We start from the raw sequence: 25570 nt of genomic DNA on the forward strand, positions 1-25570 counted from the left end.
CTACCTCCTGTCCTTGCTATGCAGCACGACGACATAGCCATCTGGGCAAGTTACCGCAACTTCCCTATCTATATATTCGTTAGAAGCGTACACTTTTTTAAAGAAAAAATTTTCCTCTGTCAACTCATACTTGGCACCGAGAATGGTCAGCTGGCTATCCCGAACCGGCATAAAGGCTAGATAATCGTAGTCTGAACGCGGTTTAAGCTGACTGGTCCCTTCTGGACAATAGGCAATCAAATTTTGCCCATCCTCAATCGCTATCTGGCGCATATAGGGGGCCAACTTTGGATTGCTAGGCAGAAAGACATTGGCTAGCATATGGTCAATACGGCCACCCAAAGCACCGAAAATAGTGACCTGAGCCTGAGGATTTTGCTCAAAGATGGTCAAGAGAGCCAATTCCAGATCCGTATCATCCTTTTCTGGCTGGGCTTGGACAAAATGCCGGGCACGTTTTTGAATCAACTGACGCTCTTCTGCAGTCACCGAATCAAAATCCCCAACTGCTAGAGTGAGAGGCAGATCTTCTTCCAAGACCCAGAGCGAGCCTCGATCCACACCAACAAAGCTATCAAAATTCGTCCGATAATGACCGCGATCTCCGCCTGTAAAAACGGCAACCCTAGTCCAGTTGTTTTCTGAGAGTTTGCACTCGTTCATTGACATCTCCATTAAAGACATAGGATCCTGCTACAAAAACGGTCGCACCAGCTTCCTTGGCTTGAGCAATAGTCTGGTCATCAATACCGCCATCGACTTCGATCTCAAAGTTCAAACCTTTTTCCTCACGAAGGGCAACCAACTCACGAACCTTGTCCATGGTTTCAGGCAGAAAGGCTTGTCCTCCAAATCCAGGATTCACTGTCATGACCAAGACTTGGTCCACTAGGTGAAGGACATGCTTGATCGCCTCCACAGGTGTCCCAGGATTGATAACAACCGAAGGTTTGACACCAAGAGAGCGAATCTTTTGAAGTGCTCCATGAATATGAGGTGTTGCTTCAACATGGATACTGATGATGTCTGCACCTGCACGCGCAAAGTCTTCTAAGTGGTGTTCTGGATTTGCTACCATCAAGTGGCAGTCAAAGACCATCTTGCTATGAGGACGAAGAGCTTCAACCACACCTGCACCAAAGCTGATTTGTGGCACAAAGTGACCATCCATGATATCGATATGGACATACTCTGCCCCAGTTGCTTCTAGACGTTTGATTTCACGTTCAAAGTTGGCATAATCCGCTGCCAGAATTGACGGAGCAATCTTGTATTGAGACATAGGTTTCTCCTTATTTTGGAATTTTTTTGCTGACTTTTTTATAGGTTTCTCTGCGATTTTCAATTTCGCTGAGGAATTGTAGGTAGTTATCAAAACGGAAGGTTGCAATGATACCCTCTTCTACAGCTGGCTTAACCGCACAGGACGGCTCATGGGTATGGGTACAAGTACGGAACTTGCAGTCTCGACTGACACTGGCAATCTCTGGAAAGGCCTGATTGAGGTCTTCAGCCGTTGTCACTTCATAATTCAGTGATGAAAAGCCTGGTGTGTCCGCGATTTTACCCCCATTGAGGTTGTAAAAACTAACAGCTCGAGTGGTATGACGACCGCGACCCAGACTGTCTGAGATTTCTCCTGTTTCAAGATTGAGATCTGGTGCGATTTTATTGAGGAGGGTTGATTTTCCAACACCAGTCTGCCCCATAAAGACCGTCACTTTCCCTGTCAACAGGGGCAGGAGTTCCTCCTTACTGGTCACAAAGTCATAACCAATGGCACGATAGGTTTGTTGGTAAAAACTTAATTCTTCGCTATCTTCCAGCAAATCCATTTTGGAAATATAGACGATGGGATGAATGCCCTTGTGCTCCAAAAGAACCAAGAAACGATCCAGCAAATTACTGTTGAAGTCCGGTTCCTTAACGGACATGATCACCACAGCTTGGTCAATATTGACAATAGGCGGACGGACCAGACTGTTTTTCCGTTCGTGAATTTTGAGGATATAACCTTCGGAATTTTCCTCTGCAGAAAAATCTACCCAATCCCCAACATAGGGCGTATGACCTTTTTTGCGGAAATTCCCACGCGCACGTGTCTGATAGACTTGGCCATCACTCTCTACATAGTAGAATCCTGCCAAGGCTTTAATAATTTGTCCCTGCATCTTAGAGTCCTTGTCCTTTAAGTGCATCTGAAAGGCTAGCAAATTCTGCTAAGCTGAGAGCTTCACCACGCACAGATGGAGATAAGCCTGCCTGGTCCAAAGCCTTGGTCAGCTTATCCTTGACTTCATCAGTTTTCCCAAAGTAGCCTGTTAAGTTGTTCCATAAGGTCTTGCGACGATGAGTGAAGCTAGCCTTGGAAACCTTAAAGAAAAAGTTCTCATCTTTTACTGCTACAGCAGGCTCTGGACGGCGCACCATTTTCAAGATGGCTGAGTCCACATTTGGGGCTGGCACAAAGACCGTACGAGGCACGATGAAGGCAACCTTGGCTGTCATGTAATATTGAACAGCAATCGACAAACTACCGTAAGCTTTGGTATTGGGCTGTGCTGAGATGCGATCCGCCACTTCTTTTTGCATCATGACGACAAACTCACTAAAAGGAATGCCACTCTCGATTAAATGCATGAGAATAGGCGTTGTGATATAGTAGGGCAAATTGGCAACTACCTTAATCGGCAATTCAGGATTTTTGAAATTCTGGATATGCTGCGCCAAGTCAACTTTGAGAATGTCCTCGTTGACTACTGTTACATTGTCAAAATCACGCAGGGTATCCGCCAAAATCGGTACCAAACGGTGGTCGATCTCAAATGCCATGACTTGAGCTGCACGCTCAGCCAAAAATTCTGTCAAGGCACCAATCCCTGGTCCGATTTCGATGACATTAACCTGGTCATCAATTTCAGCCGTATCCACGATTTTTTGAAGGATATTGGTATCCGTCAGGAAATTTTGCCCGAAGGACTTTTTAAAGGTAAAACCGTGACGCTCCAGCACTGCCTTGGTCACGCTATAATCTGCAATTCTCATTTATTCTCTTTTCTATTTATTAGCTAAAAATAATATATAAAACCCACATGATTACTAGTGCCAACAAAATCCAAAACACTAAGAGAACACGAGACTTGTTCCCTTTTGAATCAGCTCCAGTCGTATCTAGCACTTTCTTATCTTCTTGGGGGTTCATTTTCTTCAGTTCATCCTGATAGGCAACCGAATCTACAATATTGTCTTCTGGCAATAATTCTGAAGCATAATAATCAGGAAAGCCCATAGCAAGACCAATTAAGTTCTTTTCTGTCACAGAAAAATCTAAATCTTTGGGTTGATTTTCCCGAATAGCTCGTATATTTTTTAACAGTTTATCAGAAACAACAGACACTTGGTCCATAAAAACAACATCTAAAAGATCAAATCCAAGCACATCCCCGTCTTTGACATTTGCAAGAATATAACGGACAAAGTCATCATATAGTTGCACGGATTGCGGGGCATTCTCTTCTAAAAAAGATCGGTTTTTGAGGGCATTCCGCTGGAATTTTTCAATAGAAAGTAAGATATCTACATTCTGCTCTTGGTAAAACTTTTCTGCTTCCTCTTCATCTTCTTCCAGTTTTTCTGCTGTTTCCCAGAGAGCAATAGGAGCTTTTAAATCTTCTTCATCCCAAAACAATTGCCAAAAATAGGGTATTGTGTAAATTCCCGCTGTTAGAATACGGGCTTCATCTCCGTTTTTTAAGTAAATATAACTTCTATTTGCCATATCATTTCCTTTCACAATCTTTGAAAAAGGTTAGTGGTTCAAGTAGGATGTAGATAAAACTATAAAGTTTCCAATTTTTCATGCCCAATCGAAAACCTAGACTTCATTTAAAAAGATGTTTCATAAAAGCACCAAGGGACGATAACAATACATGACCAGTTCAACCTCGGTCAGGACATCATCTGCAATTCTCATTTATTATCTTTACTAATGTAGTATGCTTCCGGGGTATAATGATAGAGCAAAACAAATAAGGGAATCTCAGTAATTCCTTCCAGCATCTCTTTTAAGACCGCATCTGGATTGATAATCTCTCCTGTTTTAGTGAAATAAACACCTTGTTCACCATTCCGATTACGGAGTTCCCAGGCCACATTATTTCCTTGAACAGACGGCAAATAACGTTCCTTTTCTAGAAAACCAAAAAAATCTTTCACCGTCATATCTTCAGGAATCTCAAATTCTGTCTCATGGGGCAGTACATCATCCCCCATACAGATAGACTCTCTGTCAACTCGGATTTTCATTTCACTCTTTCCTTATAAGTTTCTATTTGAACGCTATCAAAATAAATCCAAGTACTTCTATTGTAACACATTCTCTTTGTATTTTTGGGCTATCTAGCTATTATCATAACTTTCCATAGTCTCTTCCACTTCTGCCAAGGTTACTCCAAACAACTCTAAGCGCTTGAGGAGTTGCTTGCCATTGGAATAGCCGATGCGGAGCTGTTCGCCTAGATACTCTCTGCGCCTACGACTGTCTGCTCCCGCTAGGAAACCTAGGCGAATCAAGTCACCACGACTGATGTCAAACTCGTTCTCGTTTTCAAATTGCTCTGTCACCTGAGCCAGCGCTGTTTTCAGGTCTTCATAGCTGGCGTGTTCAATTCCCAGAGAATGTCCCTTGGTCTTGGATTTGGGAACAGCCTCATCTCGCTTGAGAAAGGCATGCTGCACAGTTGGAATGGCCGTCATAATCATACGCCGAATCCGCTCCCCATTAAAATCTGGATCTGTAAAGACAATGACTCCATGCAATTCATGCAGGCGCTGAATGCGTTCTATATCCTGGTCATTTATTGCGGAACCTCGTGTCTCATAGGTTTCCACGTCAAAGTAACGTTTGAGATTGGCCGTGTCATCACGCCCTTCGACCACGATGACTTGGGAAATTTTTTCTTTCATTACCTGCTATCCAATCCAAAAATTCGCTCTGCATTTGCAGTCGTTACTGCTGCTAATTCCTCGGTCGACATCCCACGCAAGTCGGCGATAAAGTCCACCACATAGCGAGTATAGGCTGTTTTGTTTTCACGGCCACGTTTAGGAACAGGAGCCAGGTAAGGCGCATCCGTCTCTACCAAAATTTTATCCAAAGGAAGCTCTCTAGCAGCTTCTTGGACATCTGTAGCTTTTTTAAAGGTCACCACTCCTGAGAAAGAAATGGTCATACCAAGCTCGATAAACTTCTCAGCCCACTCGAGAGAGCCTGAAAATGAATGCATGATCCCACCACGAGGACCAACGCCCTCGCTCTTGATAATCTCATAAGTATCTTCTAGCGCATCACGAGTGTGGACCACAAAAGGTAAGTTCAAATCCTTAGACAGCTGAATCTGACGACGAAAAACCTGTTCCTGCACTTCCTTAGGTGCTGTCATCCAATGGTAGTCCAGACCAATCTCACCTAAAGCGACAACCTTGGGATGCTTTAGCTTTTTAAGCAAGTAAGCTTCGACCTCGTCTGTGTATGTCCCTGCTTCCGTTGGATGCCAGCCAATAGTTGCGTAGAGTTGCTCATACTCATCTGCTAACTCTAGGGCTCGTTCAATGGTTGGTTTATCAAAACCAACAATATTCATCTGTGTCACACCCATCTCAGCAGCCAGGGCGAGTTCTTCTGCCTCGCGTCCTGCAAATTCTTCTACATTTAAATGTGTATGCGTATCAAAAATCATTTCTCTTAACCTCATTCTTCCATCTATTATACCAAAAATAGCATCCCTCGGCTTGGAAAAATATCCAAAAACCAGTCATTCTCCCTTGACTGCCCTTTTTCAAAGCAGTATAATAACACTTATTGAAATTTTCATCAAAGGAAAAGAAAATGTTTAGAAAATTAAAATATACCTTTATCGGTCGACCACTCAAGTCTCTCACAGACGGCGAAGGGGGATTACTTGGAAAAATGCAGGCACTTGCAATGTTATCCAGTGATGCCCTGTCTTCTATTGCCTATGGACCTGAACAAGTCATTCTCGTTTTAGTTAGTCTCTCTCCTCTCGCTATTTGGTGGAGCCTCCCTATCGGTATTTTTGTCCTCTTACTCCTCGCTAGCTTGACCATTTCCTATCGTCAAATTATTCACGCCTATCCTCAAGGTGGTGGGGCTTATATGGTCACTCGGGAAAATCTCTCCCCTGAACTAGGCTTGATTGCAGGAGGTAGCCTCCTTGTTGACTATATGCTGACAGTAGCCGTATCCGTTGCTTCTGGAGCTGATGCTATTACAGCAGCCATACCTGCCCTCCATCCCTACAATCTTCATATCTCTATTTTCCTAGTCTGCCTGCTCATGCTCTTGAATTTAAGAGGATTGAAAGAATCTGCCAGCTCTCTGATGATTCCCGTCTACCTCTTTATCTTCAGTACCGTCTTTCTCTTACTTTATGGGTTCTTTCAACTATTTACAGGTTCCCTAAACTATCAGGCAACTTCAACCATTGGACAAACCGTTCCAAGCCTTTCCATCGTTCTCCTATTGAGAGCCTTTACCAGCGGCTCTGCCTCTCTGACAGGGGTTGAAGCTATTTCAAATGCGGTACCATTTTTTAAAACTCCGAAAGAAAAGAATGCTGCTCAGACTTTGACCATCATGTCGCTGATTTTAGGATTTCTTTTTGCAGGCATTACCTTCCTAAACTACTGGATGGGTATCACGCCTCAACACGGAGAAACCATCCTCTCGCAAATGGCCAAGGGCATTCTTGGTGATTCATTCTTTGGTCATGCTAGCTACTATCTCTTCCAGTTTTCGACAGCCTTAATTCTAGCTGTAGCTGCAAATACTGGCTTTTCAGCCTTCCCTATGCTGTCCTACAATATGGCCAAAAACAAATACATGCCCCATCTCTTTATGGAAAAAGGGGATCGCCTTGGCTACTCCAACGGTATCTTAACTCTGGCTTTTGGAGCTATGATCCTTCTTCTTATTTTTAATGGGAATACTGAACGTTTGATTCCTCTTTATACTATCGGGGTCTTCGTTCCCTTTGCCCTTTCTCAGACTGGGATGATTCGCCATTGGAAAAAGGAAAAAGGAGCAAACTTCTTAAAATCTGCCTTTGCTAATATCCTTGGGGCCATCATTTGTTATGCTATTGTCCTCATTTTACTCCTCTTCAGGCTGGGAGATATCTGGCCATTCTTCCCAATTATCCTAGTTTTAACCTTCCTCTTTTTGTCCATTCACAACCATTACCAAAAAGTGGCTAAACAACTACGACTCTACGAAGGAATTGAAAAGCGCACTTATGACGGTAACCTTGTCCTTGTCCTAGTAGGAAATGTTACTCGAGTAAGTGTCGGAGCCATTAACTACGCTCAAAGTATCGGTGATGAAGTGTTGGCCATGCACATTTCTACTAAAGAAACGGCCGAAAAAGACCAAGAAATCCTCCAGGAATTTGCCGATTACTTCCCAAATATCACTCTGAAGAATATCAATACCAGCTACCGCGACATCATCACCCCTAGCGTTAAGTATGTCAAACGAATCGCCCAAGAAGCTAAGCAAAAAAACTATACCGTTACAGTCCTTGTCCCACAGTTTATCCCTAACAAGCCTTGGCAAAATATCCTGCACAATCAAATGAGCCTCAAACTAAAATACGCTCTCAGATGGCACGAAGACGTCGTTGTCGCTAGCTACTCTTATCACTTAAAAGAATAAACAAAAACTCAAAATCAGTAACTTATATCTGGTTTTGAGTTTTTTGTATGTGACCTTTTAAATGAGCCCCCATGATTTTCATCTGAAATGACCGATTTCGTGGACAATGCACCCTTTAAGATAAAAACAAAAGCCAGTAGACTCGAGTTCCTACTGACTTCTTTGCTGAATTTGTTTGGATTATGCAGCCAAAACTTTGCGTCCTTTACGACGACGAGCTGCCAATACGCGACGACCGTTTTTAGTTGACATACGGTTACGGAATCCGTGTTTGCGCGCACGACGAATTTTACTTGGTTGATAAGTACGTTTCACGATGAATACCTCCTCATAGATTTTGTATTCGTTTAGCCGGCTATAAAGTGATCAGTTACTAAACATACTTTACTATTCTATCTGATTCTGATACTTTTGTCAATAGCTCTAGGCAAATGTTTCCAGCTTTTTCTCATGTAAGCCCTATCTACGATACTGTTTCAAGAAACGAGTCATCTTTTCTTGGATTTGTGCTAATTCATCTACACGAGGGAGGTAAACGATACGGAAATGGTCTGGTTCTTGCCAGTTAAAACCGCGACCATGAACCAAGAGAACCTTCTCTTGCTTCAAGAAATCAAGAACAAACTGTTCATCATCATCAATGCGATACATATTGCGGTCAATTTTAGGGAAGATATAAAGTCCCGCCTTCGGCTTGACCGCAGACAAACCTGGGATATCTTGGATGGCATTGTAAATGAAGTTTCTTTGCTCGTAGATCCGTCCACCAGGAAGAAGCAATTCGTCCACCGACTGGTGCCCACCTAGCGAGGTTTGTACGACTTGCTGGGCCAAAACGTTAGAGCAAAGGCGCATGTTAGACAGCATATTAAGACCTTCAATATAGCCCTTGACATGTGTCTTAGGTCCAGATAAGACCATCCATCCTATACGGAAACCAGCGATACGGTGAGATTTTGACAGACCATTCATGCTGACACAGAAGACATCTGGAGCTAGACTAGCTACTGAGACATGCTCATGACCATCCATGACCATACGGTCGTAGATTTCATCCGCAAAGATGATCAAGTCGTTTTGACGTGCAATCTCGATAATCTCCAACAAGAGTTCCTTGGGATAGAGAGCTCCTGTCGGATTATTTGGATTGATGAGAATAATAGCCTTGGTATTTGAAGTGATTTTTGACTTGATATCGTCAATATCAGGGTACCATTCTGCAGCTTCATCACAGATATAGTGGACGGCATTTCCCCCAGCTAGGCTGACAGCCGCTGTCCAGAGAGGATAGTCTGGCATAGGTACCAAGACCTCATCTCCATTGTCCAAAAGCCCCTGCATGGACATGACAATCAGCTCACTGACACCATTTCCAAGGTAAATATCATCAATATCCACATTTGGGAATTTCTTCAGTTGGCAATACTGCATGATAGCCTTACGGGCTGAGAAAATCCCTTTAGAATCAGAGTAACCTTCGCTATCACGCGCATTCATAATCAAATCATGAATGACTTCATCTGGCGCTGTAAAGCCAAATTCTGCTGGATTCCCTGTATTCAGGCGTAAAATCTTTTCTCCATTTGCTCGCATACGCATGGCTTCTTCTAAAACAGGACCACGGATATCATAAGCAACATGCTCTAGCTTGCTAGATTTGTTAAATTCTTTCATCTTTTTTCCTCAATTCGTCAGGATAGTAACATTATACCACTAGAAAGTCGCTGCGACAAGCTTCCATAAACAAGGAAGTAAAAGAAAAAATGGACAATGGGAATTCTCACCAATTCTCTTTTCTTTTATTTCTATATACGCACTAAGTCTATGACCAACAATATGGTTTAAAATATGATTTTTACTTTACTTCTTTAGTGAAAAGGGTTACAATAAAAGTAAGAAAATTTCAGGAGGTTTCATTATGGCACAACGTTACCAAAATGTTATGGTCGCAATTGATGGTTCTAAAGAAGCGGACTTGGCTTTCGTCAAAGGTGTTTACACTGCTCTACGCAATGAATCCAAGCTCACCATTGTCCATGTTATTGACACACGCGCTCTTCAAAGCGTATCTACCTTTGATGCTGAAGTTTACGAAGAACTCCAAGCCGACGCTGAAAGTATGATGAAAGAGTATGAAAAGCGTGCAAAAGATGCTGGTTTAACGGATATCCACATCGTCATCGAAATGGGAAATCCCAAAACTCTCCTTGCTCGGACGATTCCGGACGCAGAAAATGTTGACTTGATTTTAGTTGGTGCTACAGGTCTCAATGCCTTTGAACGCCTCTTAGTCGGTTCTTCATCTGAATATATTCTCCGCCATGCAAAAGTCGATTTGCTGGTCGTAAGAGAAAGTGAAAAAACATTATAATTATTAAAAAAGGAGCCTAGAGCTCCTTTTTGTTACTTATTATTTCTATTTCTTTCTTTATGTCGCTCATAAGCCTTAAGCTGACGTTGTAGCTCCTGTTTAATGGCAGGTTCTGGAGCATATTTTTCTTCCCAGTCATCTGGTTTTAAAATTTTGTGCGTAACCTGGTCAAAATGAGCTTTTCCATCAGGGAAAACCTTCCCCATATTTGCTTCATGAACAATATCAAAAATGCGTTCTGGATCCACTCCCATCAAAACAAAACTGCCGTACGTGAAATACAGTGTGTCGATCAAAGCATCCACTTGACCGACCAGATTTTGCTTAGCAGGTGTCTTTTTCGCCACTTTCTCTGCCGCCTTATCAAGTGCCTCATGCATGCTTGCAAGGGAGTCTTGAAATTCTTCCTCTGAAGAACTTGCAGCGCGGACAAACTCTACTAATTCTTCAATTTTAAAGTCTGCGCGGTGGGTTGCACCTTCGGCATCCCATGCCTGTGGCTCTTCCTGAGTTCGTTCATCCATCATGTGGTGGAAGGTCTTGACTTTATTAAAGTGGTAGTCCCGACTGACAAACACTTTTTCTGAAGCTAAAACGCCAAAGTGCTCAAGCGCCTTGTGGATGCCATCTTGTTGATTGCTTGCTGTAATGTGTTTAGCAACCTCTTTGGCACTGCTACTGCCATTTCCCATAGCGACTGACATACCGACACCCGCCAACATTTCCAGGTCGTTATCTGAATCACCGAAGGCCATGACTTGATTGAGATCAAAGCCATATTCTTTTCCTACTCGGCGAATGCCTTCTAGTTTGGAATTTCCTTGGTTTATGATATCTGCTGCAAAAGGATTGCTTCGAGTTAATTTCAAATCTTCAAAATCACTTGCAGCTTTCTCAGATTCCTCTGGCGTCATCAGCATCAAAACTTGATAAATGGGTTGATTAATCAAGTTAAGTAGGTCATCTTCCTTTTGAGGAACTGCCTTGCTGACCATTCGATTAAAGGAACGGCTAACAGTTCTTGTCAGCACAGTCGGAATAAAACGACTAACCAGTTGGGAAAAGGAGCCGAGACCAAATGACATAATTTTCGAACCAACAACGGCATGCTCGGTTCCAAGAGCGATTTCTTTACGCTCCTTTTTAGCATAAGCAATCAGTTGACGCAGGCTTGACTTAGCAATCGGACTTGCAAAGAGTACCTTTTCCTTATTAAAAATGTATTGGCCATTGTAGGTCACCGCAAAATCCAAGTCCAAGTCTTCCATCAATTCCTTGACAAAAAACGGCCCTCGTCCTGTTGCTACTCCGACAAGTACACCTTGCTCTTTGACAATCTTAATCGCGTCCTTAGTGGATTTCAAAACACTCTTACGATCGTTGACTAGCGTTCCATCGATATCAAAAAAAACAGCTTTGACTTCCATCCTATCCCATTCTCCCCTTTTGTGTTACAATGATTATACCACATTTCAGAAAGAGTGACTAAATCATGCCTAAGAAAATCCTTGTTTTGCATACAGGTGGGACTATTTCCATGCAAGCAGACGCTACTGGGGCAGTTGTAACTAGTCAGGACAATCCCATGAACCATGTTTCCAATCCGCTTGAAGGGATTGAGGTTCATGCCCTAGACTTTTTTAATCTGCCAAGCCCTCATATCAAACCCAAGCATATGCTTGCGCTCTATCATAAAATCAAAGAGGAAGCTGACAACTACGATGGAGTTGTCATCACACATGGTACAGATACCTTAGAAGAAACAGCTTACTTCCTTGATACCATGAGAATTCCGCCCATCCCCATCGTTCTAACAGGGGCCATGCGTAGTTCTAATGAACTTGGTAGCGACGGTGTATATAACTATCTGAGCGCTCTGCGAGTTGCCAGTGATGATAAAGCAGCCGACAAGGGTGTGCTGGTTGTCATGAACGACGAGATCCACGCAGCCAAGTATGTTACCAAAACTCATACGACCAACGTCAGCACCTTTCAAACCCCAACACATGGACCTCTTGGCCTCATCATGAAGCAAGAAATCCTCTACTTTAAAACGGCTGAACCCCGTGTCCGGTTTGATCTCGAGCATATTCAAGGTCTGGTTCCCATCATCTCAGCCTATGCAGGTATGACAGACGAGCTGATCGATATGTTAGACTTGGAACAACTGGATGGCTTAGTCATTCAGGCTTTTGGAGCAGGCAATGTTCCCAAAGAAACAGCTCAAAAGTTGGAAAATCTCCTGCAAAAAGGAATTCCAGTCGCCTTGGTCTCACGATGCTTTAACGGCATTGCTGAACCTGTCTACGCCTACCAAGGTGGAGGAGTGCAGTTGCAACGAGCTGGTGTTTTCTTTGTCAAAGAACTCAACGCTCAAAAAGCTCGCCTCAAATTATTAATTGCCCTTAATGCTGGATTAAAAGGACAGGCTTTGAAAGACTATATGGAAGGATAAACCTCTTCTCTAGAACGCAAAAATAGGAAATCTTCACGATTTCCTATTTTTACTATTTACGTTTTCGTGTAGAGCGGCGCTCTGTCAAACCATGAGGTAGGAGAACTTCACGTTCTTCCAGCTCTTCCTTATGCATAATCTTAGTCAACATACGCATGCTGATAGCACCTAAGTCATAAAGAGGTTGGGCAATAGTCGTCAAGTTTGGACGAGTGAATCGTGCAATCTGAGAGTCATCTGTCGTGATGATTTCAAACTCTTCTGGCACAGATACACCATGGTCAGCCAAACCATTCAACACACCCGCTGCCAATTCATCACCTGTTACAACTGCGGCTGTAGCTTGTGATGAAATCAAGCGTTCTGCCAAGGCATAACCATCGTCATAGCTGTATTTTGATTCAAAGACCAAACCCTCGCTATAAGAATGTCCAGCTTTTTTCAAGGCTTCCTTGTAACCAATCAAACGAACCTTGCCATTGATATCATCGACAAGTGGTCCACTCACAAAAGCAATTTTTTCGTTTTCTTTGAGAAGGTAGCTCACGGCATCAATCGTTGCTTGTTTGTAGTCGATATTTACACTTGGAAGTTGATGTTCTACATCCACAGTACCAGCAAGAACAACCGGTGTCCGTGAACGAGAAAACTCTGAACGAATCTTTTCAGTCAAGTGATAGCCCATAAAGATAATCCCATCGACTTGTTTTGAAAAGAGAGTGTTGACCACTGAAACTTCCTTTTCATCATCCTCATCACTATTTGCAAGGACAATGTTATACTTGTACATTTCAGCAATGTCGTCAATTCCCTTAGCAAGCGTTGAGAAATAACCATTGGTAATGTTAGGAATCACAACTCCGACTGTCGTTGTTTTCTTGCTAGCCAAACCACGTGCTACCGCATTGGGACGATAGTCCAAGCGATCAATCACTTCTAGGACCTTTTTTCGAGTGTTCTCTTTAACATTCTTGTTGCCATTAACGACACGGCTAACTGTTGCCATCGAAACTCCTGCTTCACGGGCGACGTCATAAATCGTTACTGTATCATCTGTGTTCATTCCGTTTCCTTTCTATAATGAAAATTTCGCTTTCACGCATCTACTTATTCCATTTTATCACTTATTGTAAACACTTTCAAGTATTTTTAGGAGAAACTTTGAAAAAATTTCATTCTTCATTCTCATTTTGAAAAAGCGAGTACGATTTCTTGATTTTTGAGATATTTTGCTGTATGATAAGGAAAAATAAAAGGGGGAGGGGACTCTTATGGCTTTTACAAATACTCAGAGACGTTCTGCTAGTTTTGGTGTTGTGACCAGCCTGCCTGACGATGTCATTGACTCTTTATGGTATATTATCGATCATTTTCTGAAAAATGTCTTTGAATTAGAAGAAGAACTTGAGTTTCAACTGCTCAACAATAAGGGGACCATCACCTTCCATTTTTCTAGCCAGCACCTTCCGACTAGCATCGATTTTGATTTCAATCATCCTTTCGATCCGCTTTACCCTCCTAGGGTTCTTGTTTTAGACTTGGACGGCAGAGAAACCATCCTCCTTCCAGAAGAAAATGACCTATTTTAAAAACTCTAGCTTCTCAGCGCAAACTGCTGAGGAACTAGAGTTTTCTTTTTCTAATAAATAGAGCGACTAACAACTAGACCGTTTGGTTTTGTATACTCTAAGTCAAGGTAATCCTGATAAGTCCCTGGCACAATGAAACCTTGGGGACTCAATATATCAGTCCCAGCTTTTCCCACGATAGAGTCTGCCAGCAAGACACAGTTGGTACTGAGAACAAAGTAGGTCTTAAACTCGGATGAGCTGAATTTATAGAGGGTCGCATCTGCTTCCTCTTTCAGTTGGTAGGAGTAGGTATGCTTTACCTCGCCCTCTCTTCTTTTCATCAATTGAGAGCTCGGCTCCCAAGGAATTAACAGGTCTTCTATTTCTTCTAAACGAGCTTGGATAGCAGCTTTCTGTTGGTCCGTCAAACTCAGACCGTAAGCAAACAAGGTCTTCTGACTTTCCCTCTTACAGAGCTCAATGTATTTTTCTCGATTGGCCTTAAACAAAACACCGTCTCCAACCATACCGAATAAACGCTCCGAGTGGGGATCATAGGAACCATAGGAAATAACTGTCCCTTGATAACAAATATCCACATGTCCCATAGCAAGGAAGAAAGAGGTTTCTGAGGTATGGACAAAAATTTCCAGATCAACCGTCTGATCGTTTTTTCTTTCTGAATGAACTTCCCCTTCTTGGCTTTCATGATTTGCCAGCCACTCATTTAGTTTTCGCAAGGTACTGATAGGGATCAAAGCCGTCACAAAGATTGGCAAAGTCATTCGCATTCGTCGTTTTAGCTTGGGGTTGTTTTCTATCCTTTCAAAAAAGAAACCATCCCGAAGGCTACTTGCTCCTAGCATGAGCAAGTAAAACCCAAGCAAGAGCAATTCAAAATTCGCTGCATCGTGAAAAGGAGAGATGCTATAAAGCCCAAATCCTGTCATCCATACAGCATCGAAGAGATGGTGAAGTCGAGGATGAATAGCATTTTTTCGATAGAGAGACCAGGTCACAAGACTAATGCCACCCGTAAACAGCTGGTAGCTCGCAATGGCAAAGACTAGGAGATAGAGGGCAAGGTCTTGCAAGATGATAGAGTCAAACACGAGAGCCGCGACCACCAGCTTGGCCAAGGTTACAAAGATATTTTCCCGACGTTTTTTATCCTGAAACCAGCGAGTCAACAAGTGCCAAACTGCTGACAAGGAAAAGTAGCCCATCAGCAACTGGTACCCCATCCGCGGAATAACTTGTCCAAAACGAATCAAGAGAAGCCCTAGAACAATAGCAAGTAGTCCCTCCCCGATACTCTTCCACTTACTATAGGTCTCGGAAAGTTTAGGCATTTCCTTGCTCCAACTGGTCAACCAAGTAACGAATTGGTTGTTTTAAGATTGGATGGATAAAATGGGGGGCTATTTCCGCTAACGGCTCAAGGACAAAGAGGCGTTCTGCTATATAAGGATGAGGTAAGATGAGGTCGTCTGTATAGATGACTTGGTCCTCCACAAAGAGTAAGTCCAAATCAATCAAGCGAGGCCCCCAATGCACTTCTCTCACCCGTCCCATTTCTGACTCGATGGCTAATAATGTTTCTAACAAGACTGGTGCTGGTAGCCAGGTTTCTACTTCAATCACCTGATTGGCAAAGCTATCCTGCTCCACACCACCCCAAGGTTCCGTCGCCAAGACACTGGACTCTTTGAGAATATGGATGCCTCGAGCTCGCAGTTTGTCAATGGCTTGTTCCAAGTTTGCTTTTTTGTCTCCCATATTGCTTCCTAGAGCGATAAAGGCCCGCTGCTTACGACGGTGAATGGTCACCGAGCAGGTATCCAACGGTAAATGCACTGGAGCCCAAGGTTTTTTTAGTTCCAACTCAATCTCTTGGACAAGAGGATAGGTCTCAAAGGTACGTTCAACTAGTTTGTAGGCTACCGTTTCAATCAAATCCTCAGTGCTTTCCTGAAACCAGGTCGTCCACTGCTGACACAATTCTCCGTAATGGACAGAAGCTGTCAAATCCAATTCTGTCGCCGCCTTGGTCATATCATAGGATAAGCTTGCGGAAATAACAAACTTCTGCCCTAATTCTTTCTCACTTGGAAAGAGACCATGATAAGCAAAAATTTCCAAATCTTTTATCTGCAGTTGATCCATAACTAGTCCTTTCTAGAAAAATCCGCATGAAGCGGATTCTTTTTATAGTCCCATTAAGCGATAAGCCTGGTCTCGGAGGTCCTTATCTGTTTCAAATAGACCACGAGCGACTGTTGTCAAAGTCGCAGTACCTGGTTTTCTGACACCACGCATGCTCATACACATATGCTCGGCCTCAATGACAACAAAGGCCCCTTTAGCACCCAGATAGTCCATCAAGGCATCAGCCACTTCAATATTCAACCGTTCTTGAATCTGTGGTTTTTTAGAATAAACTTCAACCGTACGGGCTAGCTTGGACAAACCTGCCACCCGACCATCTGGAATGTAGGCAATGTGCGCTCTCCCATAAAAGGGCAAGAAGTGGTGCTCACACATAGTATGGAAAAAAATATCCTTTTCCACTACCATATTATCATCAATAATCTCAAAGGATTTTGACAAGTGTTCCTCAGCAGTTTGGCCAAGACCTGAAAAAATCTCTTGGTACATACGGGCTACACGAGCAGGTGTTTCCTGCAACCCCTCGCGGTTAGCGTCCTCACCAACAGCCTCGATAATCATTTTTACAGCTGCTTCAATCTTTTGTGTATCCATTCTCGTTCTTCCTCTCCATCAGATAGGCTCTCACTTGGCTCAAGAAATACAAGGAACCTGTGACAATCCTAACTGTTTGTTTCTCTTCTTTTTTATCTGTCAATTTCTGCTCTAGAAAATCCTGCCAACTTTGGTAATTGAGATTTCTAGACTTGGCTGTCTCTTTCAGCACGCTTTCATCAGTCGCCCGACTATCGTCAAAATGGGTTACAGTCAATTGAATATCTGGCACCGTTTCTAGCAAATCCAACATATCCTCCAAGGCCTTGGTTTTAATACACGTAAAGAGGATTTCCTTACGATAATCCGCAAAGCGTTCTTGCAAGGTTGCTAGTAAAGCCTTAATAGCATGGGGATTGTGGGCCCCATCCAAAATCATCAAGGGGTCGCTAGACAGAACCTCCAAACGCCCTGGCCATCTGGTCTCTTTCAAAGCTTGATCAACCAAGTCATTACTTGCCAACTCCCGTCCATCTTCTTGACAAAAAGTATCAAGTAAAGCTATGGCCATCCCCGCATTCTCTATCTGGTGCAAACCAAGCAGACCTGTTTGAAAACGACCTTGTCTGACAGAACTGGTATAATCAAAGATTTCGCCTGTCACCACACTCTTTTGGTGACTGACCTGATAATCTTTCCCATGTCGTATTCTCGGTGCATTTTTAGATTCTGCAATAGGGTCGATCACAGTCAAGACTTCAGGAACAATATGACCTGTCACTAATGGAATACCTTGTTTGATAATACCAGCCTTCTGCTCTGCTATGGCTTCCAAGGTATCACCAAGTAGGGCTACATGATCCAGTCCAATGGTCGTAATCCCTGTCAAAATTGGCTGACAAACATTGGTACTATCCAGAAGGCCACCCATGCCGACTTCCATGATAGCTACATCTACTTGTTCTGAGGCAAAGTAATCATAAGCTAGAGCTGTGATAATCTCAAACTCAGTTGTTCCCTGCAAATTGTCAGCAGATTCCCCCTCAAGCAAAGACTGATAGTCTGCCATGAGGGCTTCTAGTTTCGCTTCGGGGATGGATTCCCCATTGATGCTAATCTGATCCGTATAATGAATGAGATAGGGCGAGCTGAACACCCCAACTCTCAGGCCTAGCCCTTCCAGCATCTTTTTCAAAAAAGCAATGGTTGAACCCTTGCCATTGGTCCCTCCGATATGGATGACCTTGAGTTTGAGATGGGGATTGCCTCGCAGAGCTAGGAGTTCTACCATGCGTTCCAAGCCAAAATGTGGTTGGTCCGTCCGGTAGTGGGCAATCCACTGATTGTTTTGAATTTCGTTCATCTTATTTATATTGTTTTAAATCTAGATTTTCTGCATCATCTGCCAAACGAATGGCTGACGCAATTTCAACCGCCATCTTGTGACTGGCTACATCATGCACGCGCACTACTTCGACACCCTGTCTTGCAGCGATACTGGTTACATGAGCTGAAGCTGTGTCCCGATTGCGGAAACCGACTTCCGTTTCAGGATTAACTTCAAAACCATTTTCTTCTAGGATATTGATGACAAATCGCTTACGCGAAACTCCAAGAAAGATTGGATAGCCTTTCTGATGCAGTTTATCCAAATCCCGTAGAAGGAGCAGATTTTCTTTCTTGGTCAAACCAAAGCCAATCCCTGGATCCAGCAGAATGTTTTCTCTTACTATCCCAGCTTGATTCGCTCTCACTAGAGCTCGTTCAAAGAAAGCCTCCATCAAGTCTTCAATTGGCATTTTTTCAAAGTCAGCTAACTCTTCCTCTGTAAAAGCCTGACCAAATCCAAAATGAGGAAATATGAGCGAGCTAGGATGCTGAGGTCGAGCCATGACTGGATTAAACATGATGACTACTTTCGCACCAGCCTTAGCAACCACATCCGCCATTTTCTCATCTCCTATGAGACCCGTAATGTCATTTACCAGATTGGCACCAGCAGCCAAGGCAACCTCTGCCACCTGACTTTTCCAAGTATCGATGGAAATGAGAACATCACTTTCCTCACGGATAGCTTTAATCACTGGAACAACACGCTGGATTTCCTCTTCTATCTCAACATAGCTACTGCCCGGCCGAGTCGATTCTCCGCCAATATCTAGCATGCTCGCTCCTTCTGCTATCAATTTACGAGCTTGCTGGAGTGCCTGCTCAAGAGCAAAAAACTGCCCACCATCCGAAAAAGAATCTGGTGTTACATTGATAATTCCACAAATAGCTGTTTTTTCGCGGTTGACTTTATTGGACATAACGGTTACTCCCTTAAGGTTCTCTACCATATTATCTCTCTATTTTACCATAAAAAGAAAAAAGATGGACACGTTAGTATTCATCTTTTTCAAGTAGGCCAATGGTTTAGAATGATAGACCTAGATTTCTACTAATCAATACCAATAAGGCCAACAAACAAAATGCAATACCATTAAGAATCATATGAAGCAAAATGGACATCTCCAAACGCTCAGTCTTATAGGCTGTCCAAGTCAAAACCGTTGACATCCCTCCATAAATAATCACAGAAGGTAAATTGGTTGGCATATGGAGCAAGGCAAAGACGATTGCACCAACAACAAAGCCAAGTTTTTCTTTCCCACGGAAGATCTTTTTTGGAATAATTCCACGACACAAAATTTCTTCACAAATCGGCGCAATCAAGACTAGTAGGAAGAAAGTTGAAATCAAGGAACTATTCTGAACTAAGCCATTCAGTATTGATTGATTACTCGTCGTTGTTTCATTCATCATGCGAAGCAAAGCTGATCCCAACAAATTAGTAGCAAAGATTACTAGATAGCTCAATACCAAGCGAGCTAGGTCCTTAGCCTTAAAAAAGGATAGATCAAAGGTAGCAAGCTTTGTTTTTCGCGCACCAATGATGAATACTACCAAAACGACAATAGACAAAGCACCAACTAAGAGTCCTGACTGCAAAAGCGGAAATTGTTTAGAAGTCAACCAAGCGGATAACCCTAAAGGAAATTGTGATAGGACAAAAGCTGCTAAAAGGATGAGGATCCACATCCCTCTGTCCCAAACCTCTCGCCAGATCGTCTTTTCTTTCATGATATACCTCCTTATAGTAAAAGGGGGATAACCCCTTTTCTACTATTATATCATTTAAAGCGCCATACTGATATAGTTAAGGATAAACAAGGCATCCAAAATCCAAATCATCGCGTGCACGTCCTTTGCTTGACCTTTGACAACTTTTGTTAACGTATAAGTCAAGAAACCAACTGCAATCCCTTGTGTGATAGAGTAGCTGAATCCCATGAAGATAGATGTAAAGAAGGCAGGAACCGCTTCAGCCATATCATCCCAAGGAATGTTTTTCAAGTTAGAAAGCATCATGATTCCGACGATGATCAAAATTGGTGCTGTTGCAGCTGTAGGAACAATCGCTAGAAGTGGGCTAAAGAAGCTAGATAGAGCAAAACAGATCGCAACCACTAGGGCTGTCAATCCAGTACGTCCACCTGCACCGATACCCGCTGCAGACTCAACATAGGTTGTTACGTTTGAAGTACCTGCGATGGCACCAATTGAAGTACCAATCAAGTCAGAGTAAAGAGCCTTATCCAACTTATCTGATTGGTGATTTTCACCATTTGTCGCTACGATACCGACTTTTTCACCTGTACCAATCAAGGTACCAATTGTGTCAAAAATATCTGTCAACGAGAAGGCCAGAATAGCCATAAGTGTTTCCGGTAGACGAGCAGTGTCTGAGATTAAAGCACCCAATCCTTGTGAACCAAGTGCTGCGCCAAAAATTGTCTTCAAATCTTCAAAGGCTGCACCTACATGGTTATTAGAAAAATCAATGCTTGATACATCAACCAAACCAACAGCGATAGCAAGAACTGTCGTTGTTAAGATAGAAAGAATGATTCCTCCTTTGATACCCTTGATAACAAAGAAAATCGTAATCGCCAAACCTGCAATAGCCACTAAAACAGCTGGATTATTAAAGCTAACCAGACCTGGAACTGCTGAAGAGTTTGCTGTAATGGCTGCTTGGGCCTTATCAGCACCCTCACCAGCAACTGTATAACTTCCTGGATCAATAGAGAATTTCAAAAGACCAGCATTCTTAATCCCTACATAGGCAAGGAAGACACCGATACCTGCTGAAATAGCCGAACGAAGCGCATTGGGAATGGATTCAATAATCATTTTACGAACATTTGTTAAGGTAATGATTAGTGAAATAATCCCACAGATAAAGACCATAGCCAAGGCCTCTTGCCATGAATAACCAAGTCCAAATACGACTGTAAAGGTAAAGAAGGCATTGAGTCCCATACCTGGTGCTTGAGCATATGGCAGGTTCGCATAGAAGGCCATCATCAGGGTACCAGCTACTGCACCAATAATCGTTGCTAGGAAAACACCTTGAGCAGGCATCCCTGTCTGCGCAAGCATTTGTGGGTTTACAAAGAGAATGTAACTCATTGCAAAGAAAGTTGTTAAACCAGCGAGAACCTCCGTACGAACGTCCGTCCCGTTCTCTTTTAGTTTAAATAGTTTTTCCATTATGAATCTCCTTTTGTTTTTTACGAACAATATTAGTATTATACCACTTATCATTCACCTTTTCAATATATTTATTTGGTTTATTTACCAAATTGGAACAATTTTTGTTTTTTATCTCGAGTCTGCTTTTCTTCTTTCTTTTTGATATAATAGTAGACATCTTATCTGGAAACGACTAGGAAGGTTTATATGACTAAAAAAATTATCGCAGTCGATTTGGACGGAACCCTGTTGAATAGCGAAAGCAAGCTCTCCGATTTTACCAAAGAGACAATCAAAAAAATTTCAGAAAAAGGACATCATGTCATCATCACGACGGGGCGTCCGTATCGCATGGCAAAAGACTTCTACCGCGAACTAGAATTGCATACTCCCATGATTAACTTTAACGGCTCCCTTACCCATCTACCAGGACAGGCTTGGGAGCACGAAAGATGCTTAACTTTGGACAAAAAATATCTCCTAGATATGGTCAAACGTAAAGAGGATATCCAGGCCGACTTTATTGCAGGAGAATACCGTAAGAAATTTTACATTACAGCTCCGAATGAAGAAATTGCGGACCCTAAACTATTTGGCGTAGAGAACTTCCAACCGGAAAATCAATTCAAACCCGAACGAGTAACCAAGAATCCCAACTGCATTCTCTTGCAAACAAGGGTTAAAGACAAATACGCTCTAGCGGACGAGATGAATCGTTTTTATCAGCACCAACTAGCTATCAATACCTGGGGTGGTCCCCTCAACATCCTCGAGTGTACTCCCAAGGGTGTAAACAAGGCCTTTGCTCTAGAGTACCTGCTCAATGTGATGAATCGTGATAAAAAAGACTTAATCGCCTTTGGTGATGAGCATAATGATACGGAAATGTTGGCATTTGCAGGCAAGGGATATGCTATGAAAAACGCCAATCCTTCTCTCCTTCCATATGCAGACGAACAACTTCCTCTGACCAACGAAGAAGACGGGGTAGCCCACGCTTTACAAAATTTATTCCTATAAAAAGGAGGATTGCTATCCTGCAATCTTTCCTTTTATTTTCATTCTGTTTTCATAAAGGTCACTCATTTTCAGTATTTTTATATTAAATTTTCTATTGCTATTTTCATATATTTTTTGAATTTATTTATATATTAACATTTTGTAAGCCTATTTTCATTGAAAACTTTTACAATTTTCGAAAAAGTAGTTGATTTTTATATGAAAACGATTTATACTAGGTACGTCTGAGGTTTTTTAGGAAACCTATAAGTCAAACATTTTAAAAGGAGGAATGACAATAATGAGTATCGGAATCATTATTGCGAGCCACGGCGAATTTGCTGCGGGTATTCATCAGTCAGGATCTATGATCTTTGGTGAACAAGAAAAGGTTCTAGTTGTAACCTTTATGCCAAATGAAGGTCCAGATGACCTTTACGCTAAATTCAACAATGCTGTGGCTGCATTTGACGCAGAAGATGAGGTTCTAGTATTGGCTGACCTTTGGAGTGGATCTCCATTCAACCAAGCTAGCCGCGTGATGGGAGAAAATCCTGAGCGTAAGTTTGCCATCATCACAGGGCTTAACTTGCCGATGTTGATCCAAGCCTACACTGAGCGCCTTATGGACGCTACTGCAGGTGTGGATAAAGTCGCTGCGAATATCATTAAAGAAGCCAAAGATGGCATCAAAGCTCTTCCAGAAGAGCTCAATCCAGTTGAGGAAGGGGCTAGTGCTACGGCTGCTCCAGTTGCCCAAGCTGCTATTCCAGAAGGAACTGTTATCGGAGATGGTAAATTGAAAATCAATCTTGCCCGTCTTGACACACGTCTTCTTCACGGACAAGTCGCAACTGCTTGGACACCAGATTCAAAAGCAGACCGTATCATCGTTGCTTCAGATAACGTTGCAAACGACGAGTTGCGTAAAGAATTGATCAAGCAAGCTGCTCCTAACGGAGTAAAAGCGAACGTTGTACCAATCAAAAAATTGATTGAAGTTGCAAAAGATCCTCGTTTTGGTAACACACATGCTCTTATCTTGTTTGAAACACCTCAAGATGCCCTTCGTGCCATCGAAGGCGGCGTGCCAATCAAAACCCTTAACGTTGGTTCTATGGCCCACTCAACAGGTAAAACAATGATCAACAACGTCTTGTCTATGGACAAAGATGATGTTGCAACATTTGAAAAAATGCGTGACCTCGGTGTTGAATTTGATGTACGTAAAGTACCAAACGACACGAAAAAAGATTTGTTTGACTTGATTAAGAAAGCAAACGTTCAATAATTTTAATCTGTTTTATCATTTTTGAAAACAGGATTAAATACTTTATTAAAACTAAATAGAAAAGGAATAAAACCATGTCAGATATTTCAATCATTTCTGCTATCTTGGTTGTAGTTGTTGCCTTCCTTGCAGGTCTTGAAGGTATCCTCGACCAATTCCAATTCCATCAACCAATCGTCGCATGTACCCTTATCGGACTTGCAACAGGTAACCTTGAAGCAGGTGTTATGCTTGGTGGATCTCTTCAAATGATCGCCCTTGGTTGGGCTAACATCGGAGCTGCCGTAGCTCCTGACGCTGCTCTTGCATCTGTTGCCGCAGCGATCATCTTGATCAAAGGTGGTAATTTTACTACTGAAGGTATCGCCGTCGCAACAGCCACAGCTATCCCTCTTGCCGTAGCTGGACTTTTCTTGACAATGATTGTTCGTACAATCTCAGTTGCCTTGGTTCACTCAGCTGACGCAGCTGCAAAAGAAGGAAACATTGCGGCTGTTGAACGCGCTCACTACTTTGCCCTTGTTCTTCAAGGTCTTCGTATCGCTATCCCTGCAGCCTTCCTTATCGCTATCCCAGCTTCTGCTGTTCAAGACGCTCTTGGCCTAATGCCAGAATGGTTGAATGGTGGTATGGCTGTCGGTGGTGCTATGGTCGTTGCCGTTGGTTACGCTATGGTTATCAACATGATGGCAACTCGTGAAGTATGGCCATTCTTCGCTATCGGTTTTGCTCTTGCAGCAATCTCTCAATTGACTTTGATTGCCCTTGGTGTCATCGGTGTTGCCCTTGCTTTCATCTACCTTAACCTTACAAAACAAGGCGGAAACGGTGGCGGCGGAGCTGCGACTTCTAACGACCCAATCGGTGATATCCTAGAAGACTACTAGAAAGGGGAACAATCATGGCTGAAAAAATTCAATTATCAAAATCAGATCGTCAAAAAGTTTGGTGGCGTTCACAATTCCTTCAAGGTTCTTGGAACTACGAACGTATGCAAAACTTGGGTTGGGCTTACTCATTGATCCCAGCTATCAAAAAATTGTACACTAAAAAAGAAGACCAAGCGGCTGCTCTTGAGCGTCACCTTGAGTTCTTCAACACTCACCCATACGTCGCTGCTCCAATCATGGGGGTTACTCTTGCACTTGAAGAAGAACGCGCTAACGGTGTTGAAATCGACGATGCGGCTATCCAAGGGGTTAAGATCGGTATGATGGGACCTCTTGCTGGTATCGGTGACCCAGTATTCTGGTTTACAGTTCGTCCTATCCTTGGAGCCCTTGGTGCATCACTTGCTGCATCTGGTAACATTGTTGGTCCCCTTCTCTTCTTCTTCGGATGGAATGCTATCCGTATGGCCTTCCTATGGTATACACAAGAGTTCGGTTACAAAGCTGGATCTGAAATCACTAAAGACATGTCTGGTGGTATCTTGAAAGACATCACTAAAGGAGCATCTATCCTTGGTATGTTCATCCTTGCCGTTCTTGTACAACGTTGGGTATCTATCAACTTCACTGTTAACCTTCCTGGTAAACAATTGGCTGAAGGTGCCTACATCAACTTCCCAGAAGGACCTGTAACAGGTGGAGAATTGAAGGGAATTCTTGGTCAGGCTCTTAGTGGTTTGAGCTTGGATAGCGTTCAACCACAAACACTTCAAGGTCAGTTGAACTCATTGATTCCAGGATTGATGGGACTTCTCCTTACTTTCCTCTGCATGTGGTTGCTTAAGAAAAAAGTATCACCAATCGCAATCATCCTTGCTCTCTTTGCAGTAGGTATTGCAGCTCGTTTCTTCGGTATCATGTAAACCATCGAGAATATAAATAAAAAAGAATCAGGTAATAAACCTGATTCTTTTTGTGTA

27 protein-coding genes are annotated in these 25570 nt (G+C 42.7%); 8 read left to right on the top strand and 19 right to left on the bottom strand.

Features of this window, described 5'->3' with window-relative positions; genetic code table 11:
- The 8 genes from KZX55_RS08380 to KZX55_RS08415 form a co-directional block, all read right to left on the bottom strand.
- A complete protein-coding gene (locus KZX55_RS08380) occupies positions 1–663 on the bottom strand; it encodes a thiamine diphosphokinase (RefSeq protein ID WP_248026674.1) in 663 nt (220 codons plus the stop codon).
- Positions 626–1282 (bottom strand): ribulose-phosphate 3-epimerase, encoded by a 657-nt coding sequence (gene rpe, locus KZX55_RS08385; RefSeq protein ID WP_248026683.1) that lies wholly within the window; start codon positions 1280–1282, stop codon positions 626–628. Before rpe ends, KZX55_RS08380 begins: the two co-directional genes overlap by 38 nt.
- A gap of 10 nt (positions 1283–1292) precedes the next feature.
- Positions 1293–2171 carry a ribosome small subunit-dependent GTPase A gene (gene rsgA / locus KZX55_RS08390; protein ID WP_248026692.1) on the bottom strand — a complete coding sequence of 293 codons (879 nt, stop codon included), beginning with the start codon at positions 2169–2171 and terminating at the stop codon, positions 1293–1295.
- 1 nt (position 2172) lies between these two features.
- Positions 2173–3045, bottom strand: a complete 873-nt coding sequence (rsmA, locus tag KZX55_RS08395; protein WP_248026701.1) for a 16S rRNA (adenine(1518)-N(6)/adenine(1519)-N(6))-dimethyltransferase RsmA — start codon at positions 3043–3045, stop codon at positions 2173–2175.
- A gap of 19 nt (positions 3046–3064) precedes the next feature.
- Entirely contained in the window at positions 3065–3778 is a 714-nt protein-coding gene (locus KZX55_RS08400) for a dimethyladenosine transferase (protein WP_248026764.1), read from the bottom strand.
- A gap of 191 nt (positions 3779–3969) precedes the next feature.
- On the bottom strand, positions 3970–4305 hold the full coding sequence (locus KZX55_RS08405) for a hypothetical protein (protein WP_248026703.1): 336 nt from the start codon (positions 4303–4305) through the stop codon (positions 3970–3972).
- A 93-nt stretch (positions 4306–4398) separates the two neighbouring features.
- Positions 4399–4965: a ribonuclease M5 gene (gene rnmV, locus KZX55_RS08410; RefSeq protein WP_248026711.1), complete on the bottom strand. Its 567-nt coding sequence runs from the start codon at positions 4963–4965 to the stop codon at positions 4399–4401.
- Entirely contained in the window at positions 4965–5738 is a 774-nt protein-coding gene (locus KZX55_RS08415; protein WP_248026773.1) for a TatD family hydrolase, read from the bottom strand. The genes rnmV and KZX55_RS08415 overlap by 1 nt, the downstream gene beginning before the upstream one ends.
- A 149-nt stretch (positions 5739–5887) precedes the next feature.
- On the opposite strand from KZX55_RS08415, the gene KZX55_RS08420 reads away from it, so the two are divergent.
- A complete protein-coding gene (locus tag KZX55_RS08420) occupies positions 5888–7732 on the top strand; it encodes an APC family permease (RefSeq protein ID WP_125448799.1) in 1845 nt (614 codons plus the stop codon).
- Between the two features lie 180 nt (positions 7733–7912).
- Here the strand turns inward: KZX55_RS08420 and rpmH are convergent, their stop codons facing one another.
- Both rpmH and KZX55_RS08430 read right to left on the bottom strand, forming a co-directional pair.
- The gene (rpmH, locus tag KZX55_RS08425; RefSeq protein ID WP_000831902.1) at positions 7913–8047 is read right to left on the bottom strand and encodes a 50S ribosomal protein L34; all 135 of its coding nucleotides are present in this window, start codon (positions 8045–8047) and stop codon (positions 7913–7915) included.
- Positions 8048–8191: 144 nt separating this feature from the next.
- Positions 8192–9406 (bottom strand): pyridoxal phosphate-dependent aminotransferase, encoded by a 1215-nt coding sequence (locus KZX55_RS08430; protein ID WP_000657745.1) that lies wholly within the window; start codon positions 9404–9406, stop codon positions 8192–8194.
- A 244-nt stretch (positions 9407–9650) separates the two neighbouring features.
- Between KZX55_RS08430 and KZX55_RS08435 the strand changes: the two genes are divergently transcribed.
- On the top strand, positions 9651–10103 hold the full coding sequence (locus KZX55_RS08435) for a universal stress protein (protein ID WP_000079164.1): 453 nt from the start codon (positions 9651–9653) through the stop codon (positions 10101–10103).
- 32 nt (positions 10104–10135) lie between these two features.
- On the opposite strand, the gene KZX55_RS08440 is transcribed toward KZX55_RS08435, so the two are convergent.
- Positions 10136–11530 (bottom strand): Cof-type HAD-IIB family hydrolase, encoded by a 1395-nt coding sequence (locus tag KZX55_RS08440; protein ID WP_248026713.1) that lies wholly within the window; start codon positions 11528–11530, stop codon positions 10136–10138.
- Between the two features lie 65 nt (positions 11531–11595).
- Between KZX55_RS08440 and KZX55_RS08445 the strand changes: the two genes are divergently transcribed.
- Entirely contained in the window at positions 11596–12558 is a 963-nt protein-coding gene (locus KZX55_RS08445; RefSeq protein WP_001124802.1) for an asparaginase, read from the top strand.
- A gap of 52 nt (positions 12559–12610) precedes the next feature.
- Here the strand turns inward: KZX55_RS08445 and ccpA are convergent, their stop codons facing one another.
- A complete protein-coding gene (ccpA, locus tag KZX55_RS08450; protein ID WP_001090635.1) occupies positions 12611–13621 on the bottom strand; it encodes a catabolite control protein A in 1011 nt (336 codons plus the stop codon).
- 208 nt (positions 13622–13829) lie between these two features.
- Between ccpA and KZX55_RS08455 the strand changes: the two genes are divergently transcribed.
- The gene (locus KZX55_RS08455) at positions 13830–14147 is read left to right on the top strand and encodes a DUF960 domain-containing protein (RefSeq protein WP_000886045.1); all 318 of its coding nucleotides are present in this window, start codon (positions 13830–13832) and stop codon (positions 14145–14147) included.
- Positions 14148–14197: 50 nt separating this feature from the next.
- Here KZX55_RS08455 and KZX55_RS08460 read toward each other — a convergent pair whose 3' ends face one another.
- From KZX55_RS08460 to KZX55_RS08490, 7 genes are all read right to left on the bottom strand, one after another.
- Entirely contained in the window at positions 14198–15481 is a 1284-nt protein-coding gene (locus KZX55_RS08460; RefSeq protein ID WP_248026715.1) for a DUF308 domain-containing protein, read from the bottom strand.
- Entirely contained in the window at positions 15474–16295 is an 822-nt protein-coding gene (folK, locus tag KZX55_RS08465) for a 2-amino-4-hydroxy-6-hydroxymethyldihydropteridine diphosphokinase (RefSeq protein ID WP_248026717.1), read from the bottom strand. The genes KZX55_RS08460 and folK overlap by 8 nt, the downstream gene beginning before the upstream one ends.
- A gap of 42 nt (positions 16296–16337) precedes the next feature.
- Positions 16338–16892 carry a GTP cyclohydrolase I FolE gene (folE, locus tag KZX55_RS08470; RefSeq protein WP_000380916.1) on the bottom strand — a complete coding sequence of 185 codons (555 nt, stop codon included), beginning with the start codon at positions 16890–16892 and terminating at the stop codon, positions 16338–16340.
- Positions 16873–18195, bottom strand: a complete 1323-nt coding sequence (locus tag KZX55_RS08475; protein ID WP_248026718.1) for a bifunctional folylpolyglutamate synthase/dihydrofolate synthase — start codon at positions 18193–18195, stop codon at positions 16873–16875. Before KZX55_RS08475 ends, folE begins: the two co-directional genes overlap by 20 nt.
- Position 18196: 1 nt before the next feature.
- Positions 18197–19171, bottom strand: coding sequence for a dihydropteroate synthase (gene folP / locus KZX55_RS08480; protein WP_248026720.1), 975 nt, complete (start codon positions 19169–19171; stop codon positions 18197–18199).
- Positions 19172–19247: 76 nt separating this feature from the next.
- Positions 19248–19955 (bottom strand): CPBP family intramembrane glutamic endopeptidase, encoded by a 708-nt coding sequence (locus KZX55_RS08485; RefSeq protein WP_248026722.1) that lies wholly within the window; start codon positions 19953–19955, stop codon positions 19248–19250.
- Between the two features lie 54 nt (positions 19956–20009).
- Positions 20010–21428, bottom strand: a complete 1419-nt coding sequence (locus KZX55_RS08490; protein WP_248026724.1) for an NCS2 family permease — start codon at positions 21426–21428, stop codon at positions 20010–20012.
- Positions 21429–21617: 189 nt separating this feature from the next.
- On the opposite strand from KZX55_RS08490, the gene KZX55_RS08495 reads away from it, so the two are divergent.
- The 4 genes from KZX55_RS08495 (at position 21618) to KZX55_RS08510 (ending at position 25513) form a co-directional block, all read left to right on the top strand.
- Positions 21618–22430 (top strand): Cof-type HAD-IIB family hydrolase, encoded by an 813-nt coding sequence (locus KZX55_RS08495; RefSeq protein ID WP_221161238.1) that lies wholly within the window; start codon positions 21618–21620, stop codon positions 22428–22430.
- 280 nt (positions 22431–22710) lie between these two features.
- Positions 22711–23700 carry a PTS sugar transporter subunit IIB gene (locus tag KZX55_RS08500; protein ID WP_248026731.1) on the top strand — a complete coding sequence of 330 codons (990 nt, stop codon included), beginning with the start codon at positions 22711–22713 and terminating at the stop codon, positions 23698–23700.
- A 74-nt stretch (positions 23701–23774) separates the two neighbouring features.
- Positions 23775–24587 (top strand): PTS mannose/fructose/sorbose transporter subunit IIC, encoded by an 813-nt coding sequence (locus tag KZX55_RS08505; protein ID WP_084932891.1) that lies wholly within the window; start codon positions 23775–23777, stop codon positions 24585–24587.
- A gap of 14 nt (positions 24588–24601) precedes the next feature.
- A complete protein-coding gene (locus KZX55_RS08510) occupies positions 24602–25513 on the top strand; it encodes a PTS system mannose/fructose/sorbose family transporter subunit IID (RefSeq protein WP_000818319.1) in 912 nt (303 codons plus the stop codon).
- Positions 25514–25570: the final 57 nt, after the last annotated feature.

This window comes from Streptococcus halitosis, from assembly GCF_023147855.1.
Lineage (GTDB): Bacteria > Bacillota > Bacilli > Lactobacillales > Streptococcaceae > Streptococcus > Streptococcus halitosis_B.

Coding starts and splice junctions, on each gene's coding strand:
- KZX55_RS08380 (WP_248026674.1), bottom strand. CDS start 663: ATGAACGAGTGCAAACTCTCAGAAAACAACTGGACTAGGGTTGCCGTT.
- rpe (WP_248026683.1), bottom strand. CDS start 1,282: ATGTCTCAATACAAGATTGCTCCGTCAATTCTGGCAGCGGATTATGCC.
- rsgA (WP_248026692.1), bottom strand. CDS start 2,171: ATGCAGGGACAAATTATTAAAGCCTTGGCAGGATTCTACTATGTAGAG.
- rsmA (WP_248026701.1), bottom strand. CDS start 3,045: ATGAGAATTGCAGATTATAGCGTGACCAAGGCAGTGCTGGAGCGTCAC.
- KZX55_RS08400 (WP_248026764.1), bottom strand. CDS start 3,778: ATGGCAAATAGAAGTTATATTTACTTAAAAAACGGAGATGAAGCCCGT.
- KZX55_RS08405 (WP_248026703.1), bottom strand. CDS start 4,305: ATGAAAATCCGAGTTGACAGAGAGTCTATCTGTATGGGGGATGATGTA.
- rnmV (WP_248026711.1), bottom strand. CDS start 4,965: ATGAAAGAAAAAATTTCCCAAGTCATCGTGGTCGAAGGGCGTGATGAC.
- KZX55_RS08415 (WP_248026773.1), bottom strand. CDS start 5,738: ATGATTTTTGATACGCATACACATTTAAATGTAGAAGAATTTGCAGGA.
- KZX55_RS08420 (WP_125448799.1), top strand. CDS start 5,888: ATGTTTAGAAAATTAAAATATACCTTTATCGGTCGACCACTCAAGTCT.
- KZX55_RS08430 (WP_000657745.1), bottom strand. CDS start 9,406: ATGAAAGAATTTAACAAATCTAGCAAGCTAGAGCATGTTGCTTATGAT.
- KZX55_RS08435 (WP_000079164.1), top strand. CDS start 9,651: ATGGCACAACGTTACCAAAATGTTATGGTCGCAATTGATGGTTCTAAA.
- KZX55_RS08440 (WP_248026713.1), bottom strand. CDS start 11,530: ATGGAAGTCAAAGCTGTTTTTTTTGATATCGATGGAACGCTAGTCAAC.
- KZX55_RS08445 (WP_001124802.1), top strand. CDS start 11,596: ATGCCTAAGAAAATCCTTGTTTTGCATACAGGTGGGACTATTTCCATG.
- ccpA (WP_001090635.1), bottom strand. CDS start 13,621: ATGAACACAGATGATACAGTAACGATTTATGACGTCGCCCGTGAAGCA.
- KZX55_RS08455 (WP_000886045.1), top strand. CDS start 13,830: ATGGCTTTTACAAATACTCAGAGACGTTCTGCTAGTTTTGGTGTTGTG.
- KZX55_RS08460 (WP_248026715.1), bottom strand. CDS start 15,481: ATGCCTAAACTTTCCGAGACCTATAGTAAGTGGAAGAGTATCGGGGAG.
- folK (WP_248026717.1), bottom strand. CDS start 16,295: ATGGATCAACTGCAGATAAAAGATTTGGAAATTTTTGCTTATCATGGT.
- folE (WP_000380916.1), bottom strand. CDS start 16,892: ATGGATACACAAAAGATTGAAGCAGCTGTAAAAATGATTATCGAGGCT.
- KZX55_RS08475 (WP_248026718.1), bottom strand. CDS start 18,195: ATGAACGAAATTCAAAACAATCAGTGGATTGCCCACTACCGGACGGAC.
- folP (WP_248026720.1), bottom strand. CDS start 19,171: ATGGTAGAGAACCTTAAGGGAGTAACCGTTATGTCCAATAAAGTCAAC.
- KZX55_RS08485 (WP_248026722.1), bottom strand. CDS start 19,955: ATGAAAGAAAAGACGATCTGGCGAGAGGTTTGGGACAGAGGGATGTGG.
- KZX55_RS08490 (WP_248026724.1), bottom strand. CDS start 21,428: ATGGAAAAACTATTTAAACTAAAAGAGAACGGGACGGACGTTCGTACG.
- KZX55_RS08495 (WP_221161238.1), top strand. CDS start 21,618: ATGACTAAAAAAATTATCGCAGTCGATTTGGACGGAACCCTGTTGAAT.
- KZX55_RS08500 (WP_248026731.1), top strand. CDS start 22,711: ATGAGTATCGGAATCATTATTGCGAGCCACGGCGAATTTGCTGCGGGT.
- KZX55_RS08505 (WP_084932891.1), top strand. CDS start 23,775: ATGTCAGATATTTCAATCATTTCTGCTATCTTGGTTGTAGTTGTTGCC.
- KZX55_RS08510 (WP_000818319.1), top strand. CDS start 24,602: ATGGCTGAAAAAATTCAATTATCAAAATCAGATCGTCAAAAAGTTTGG.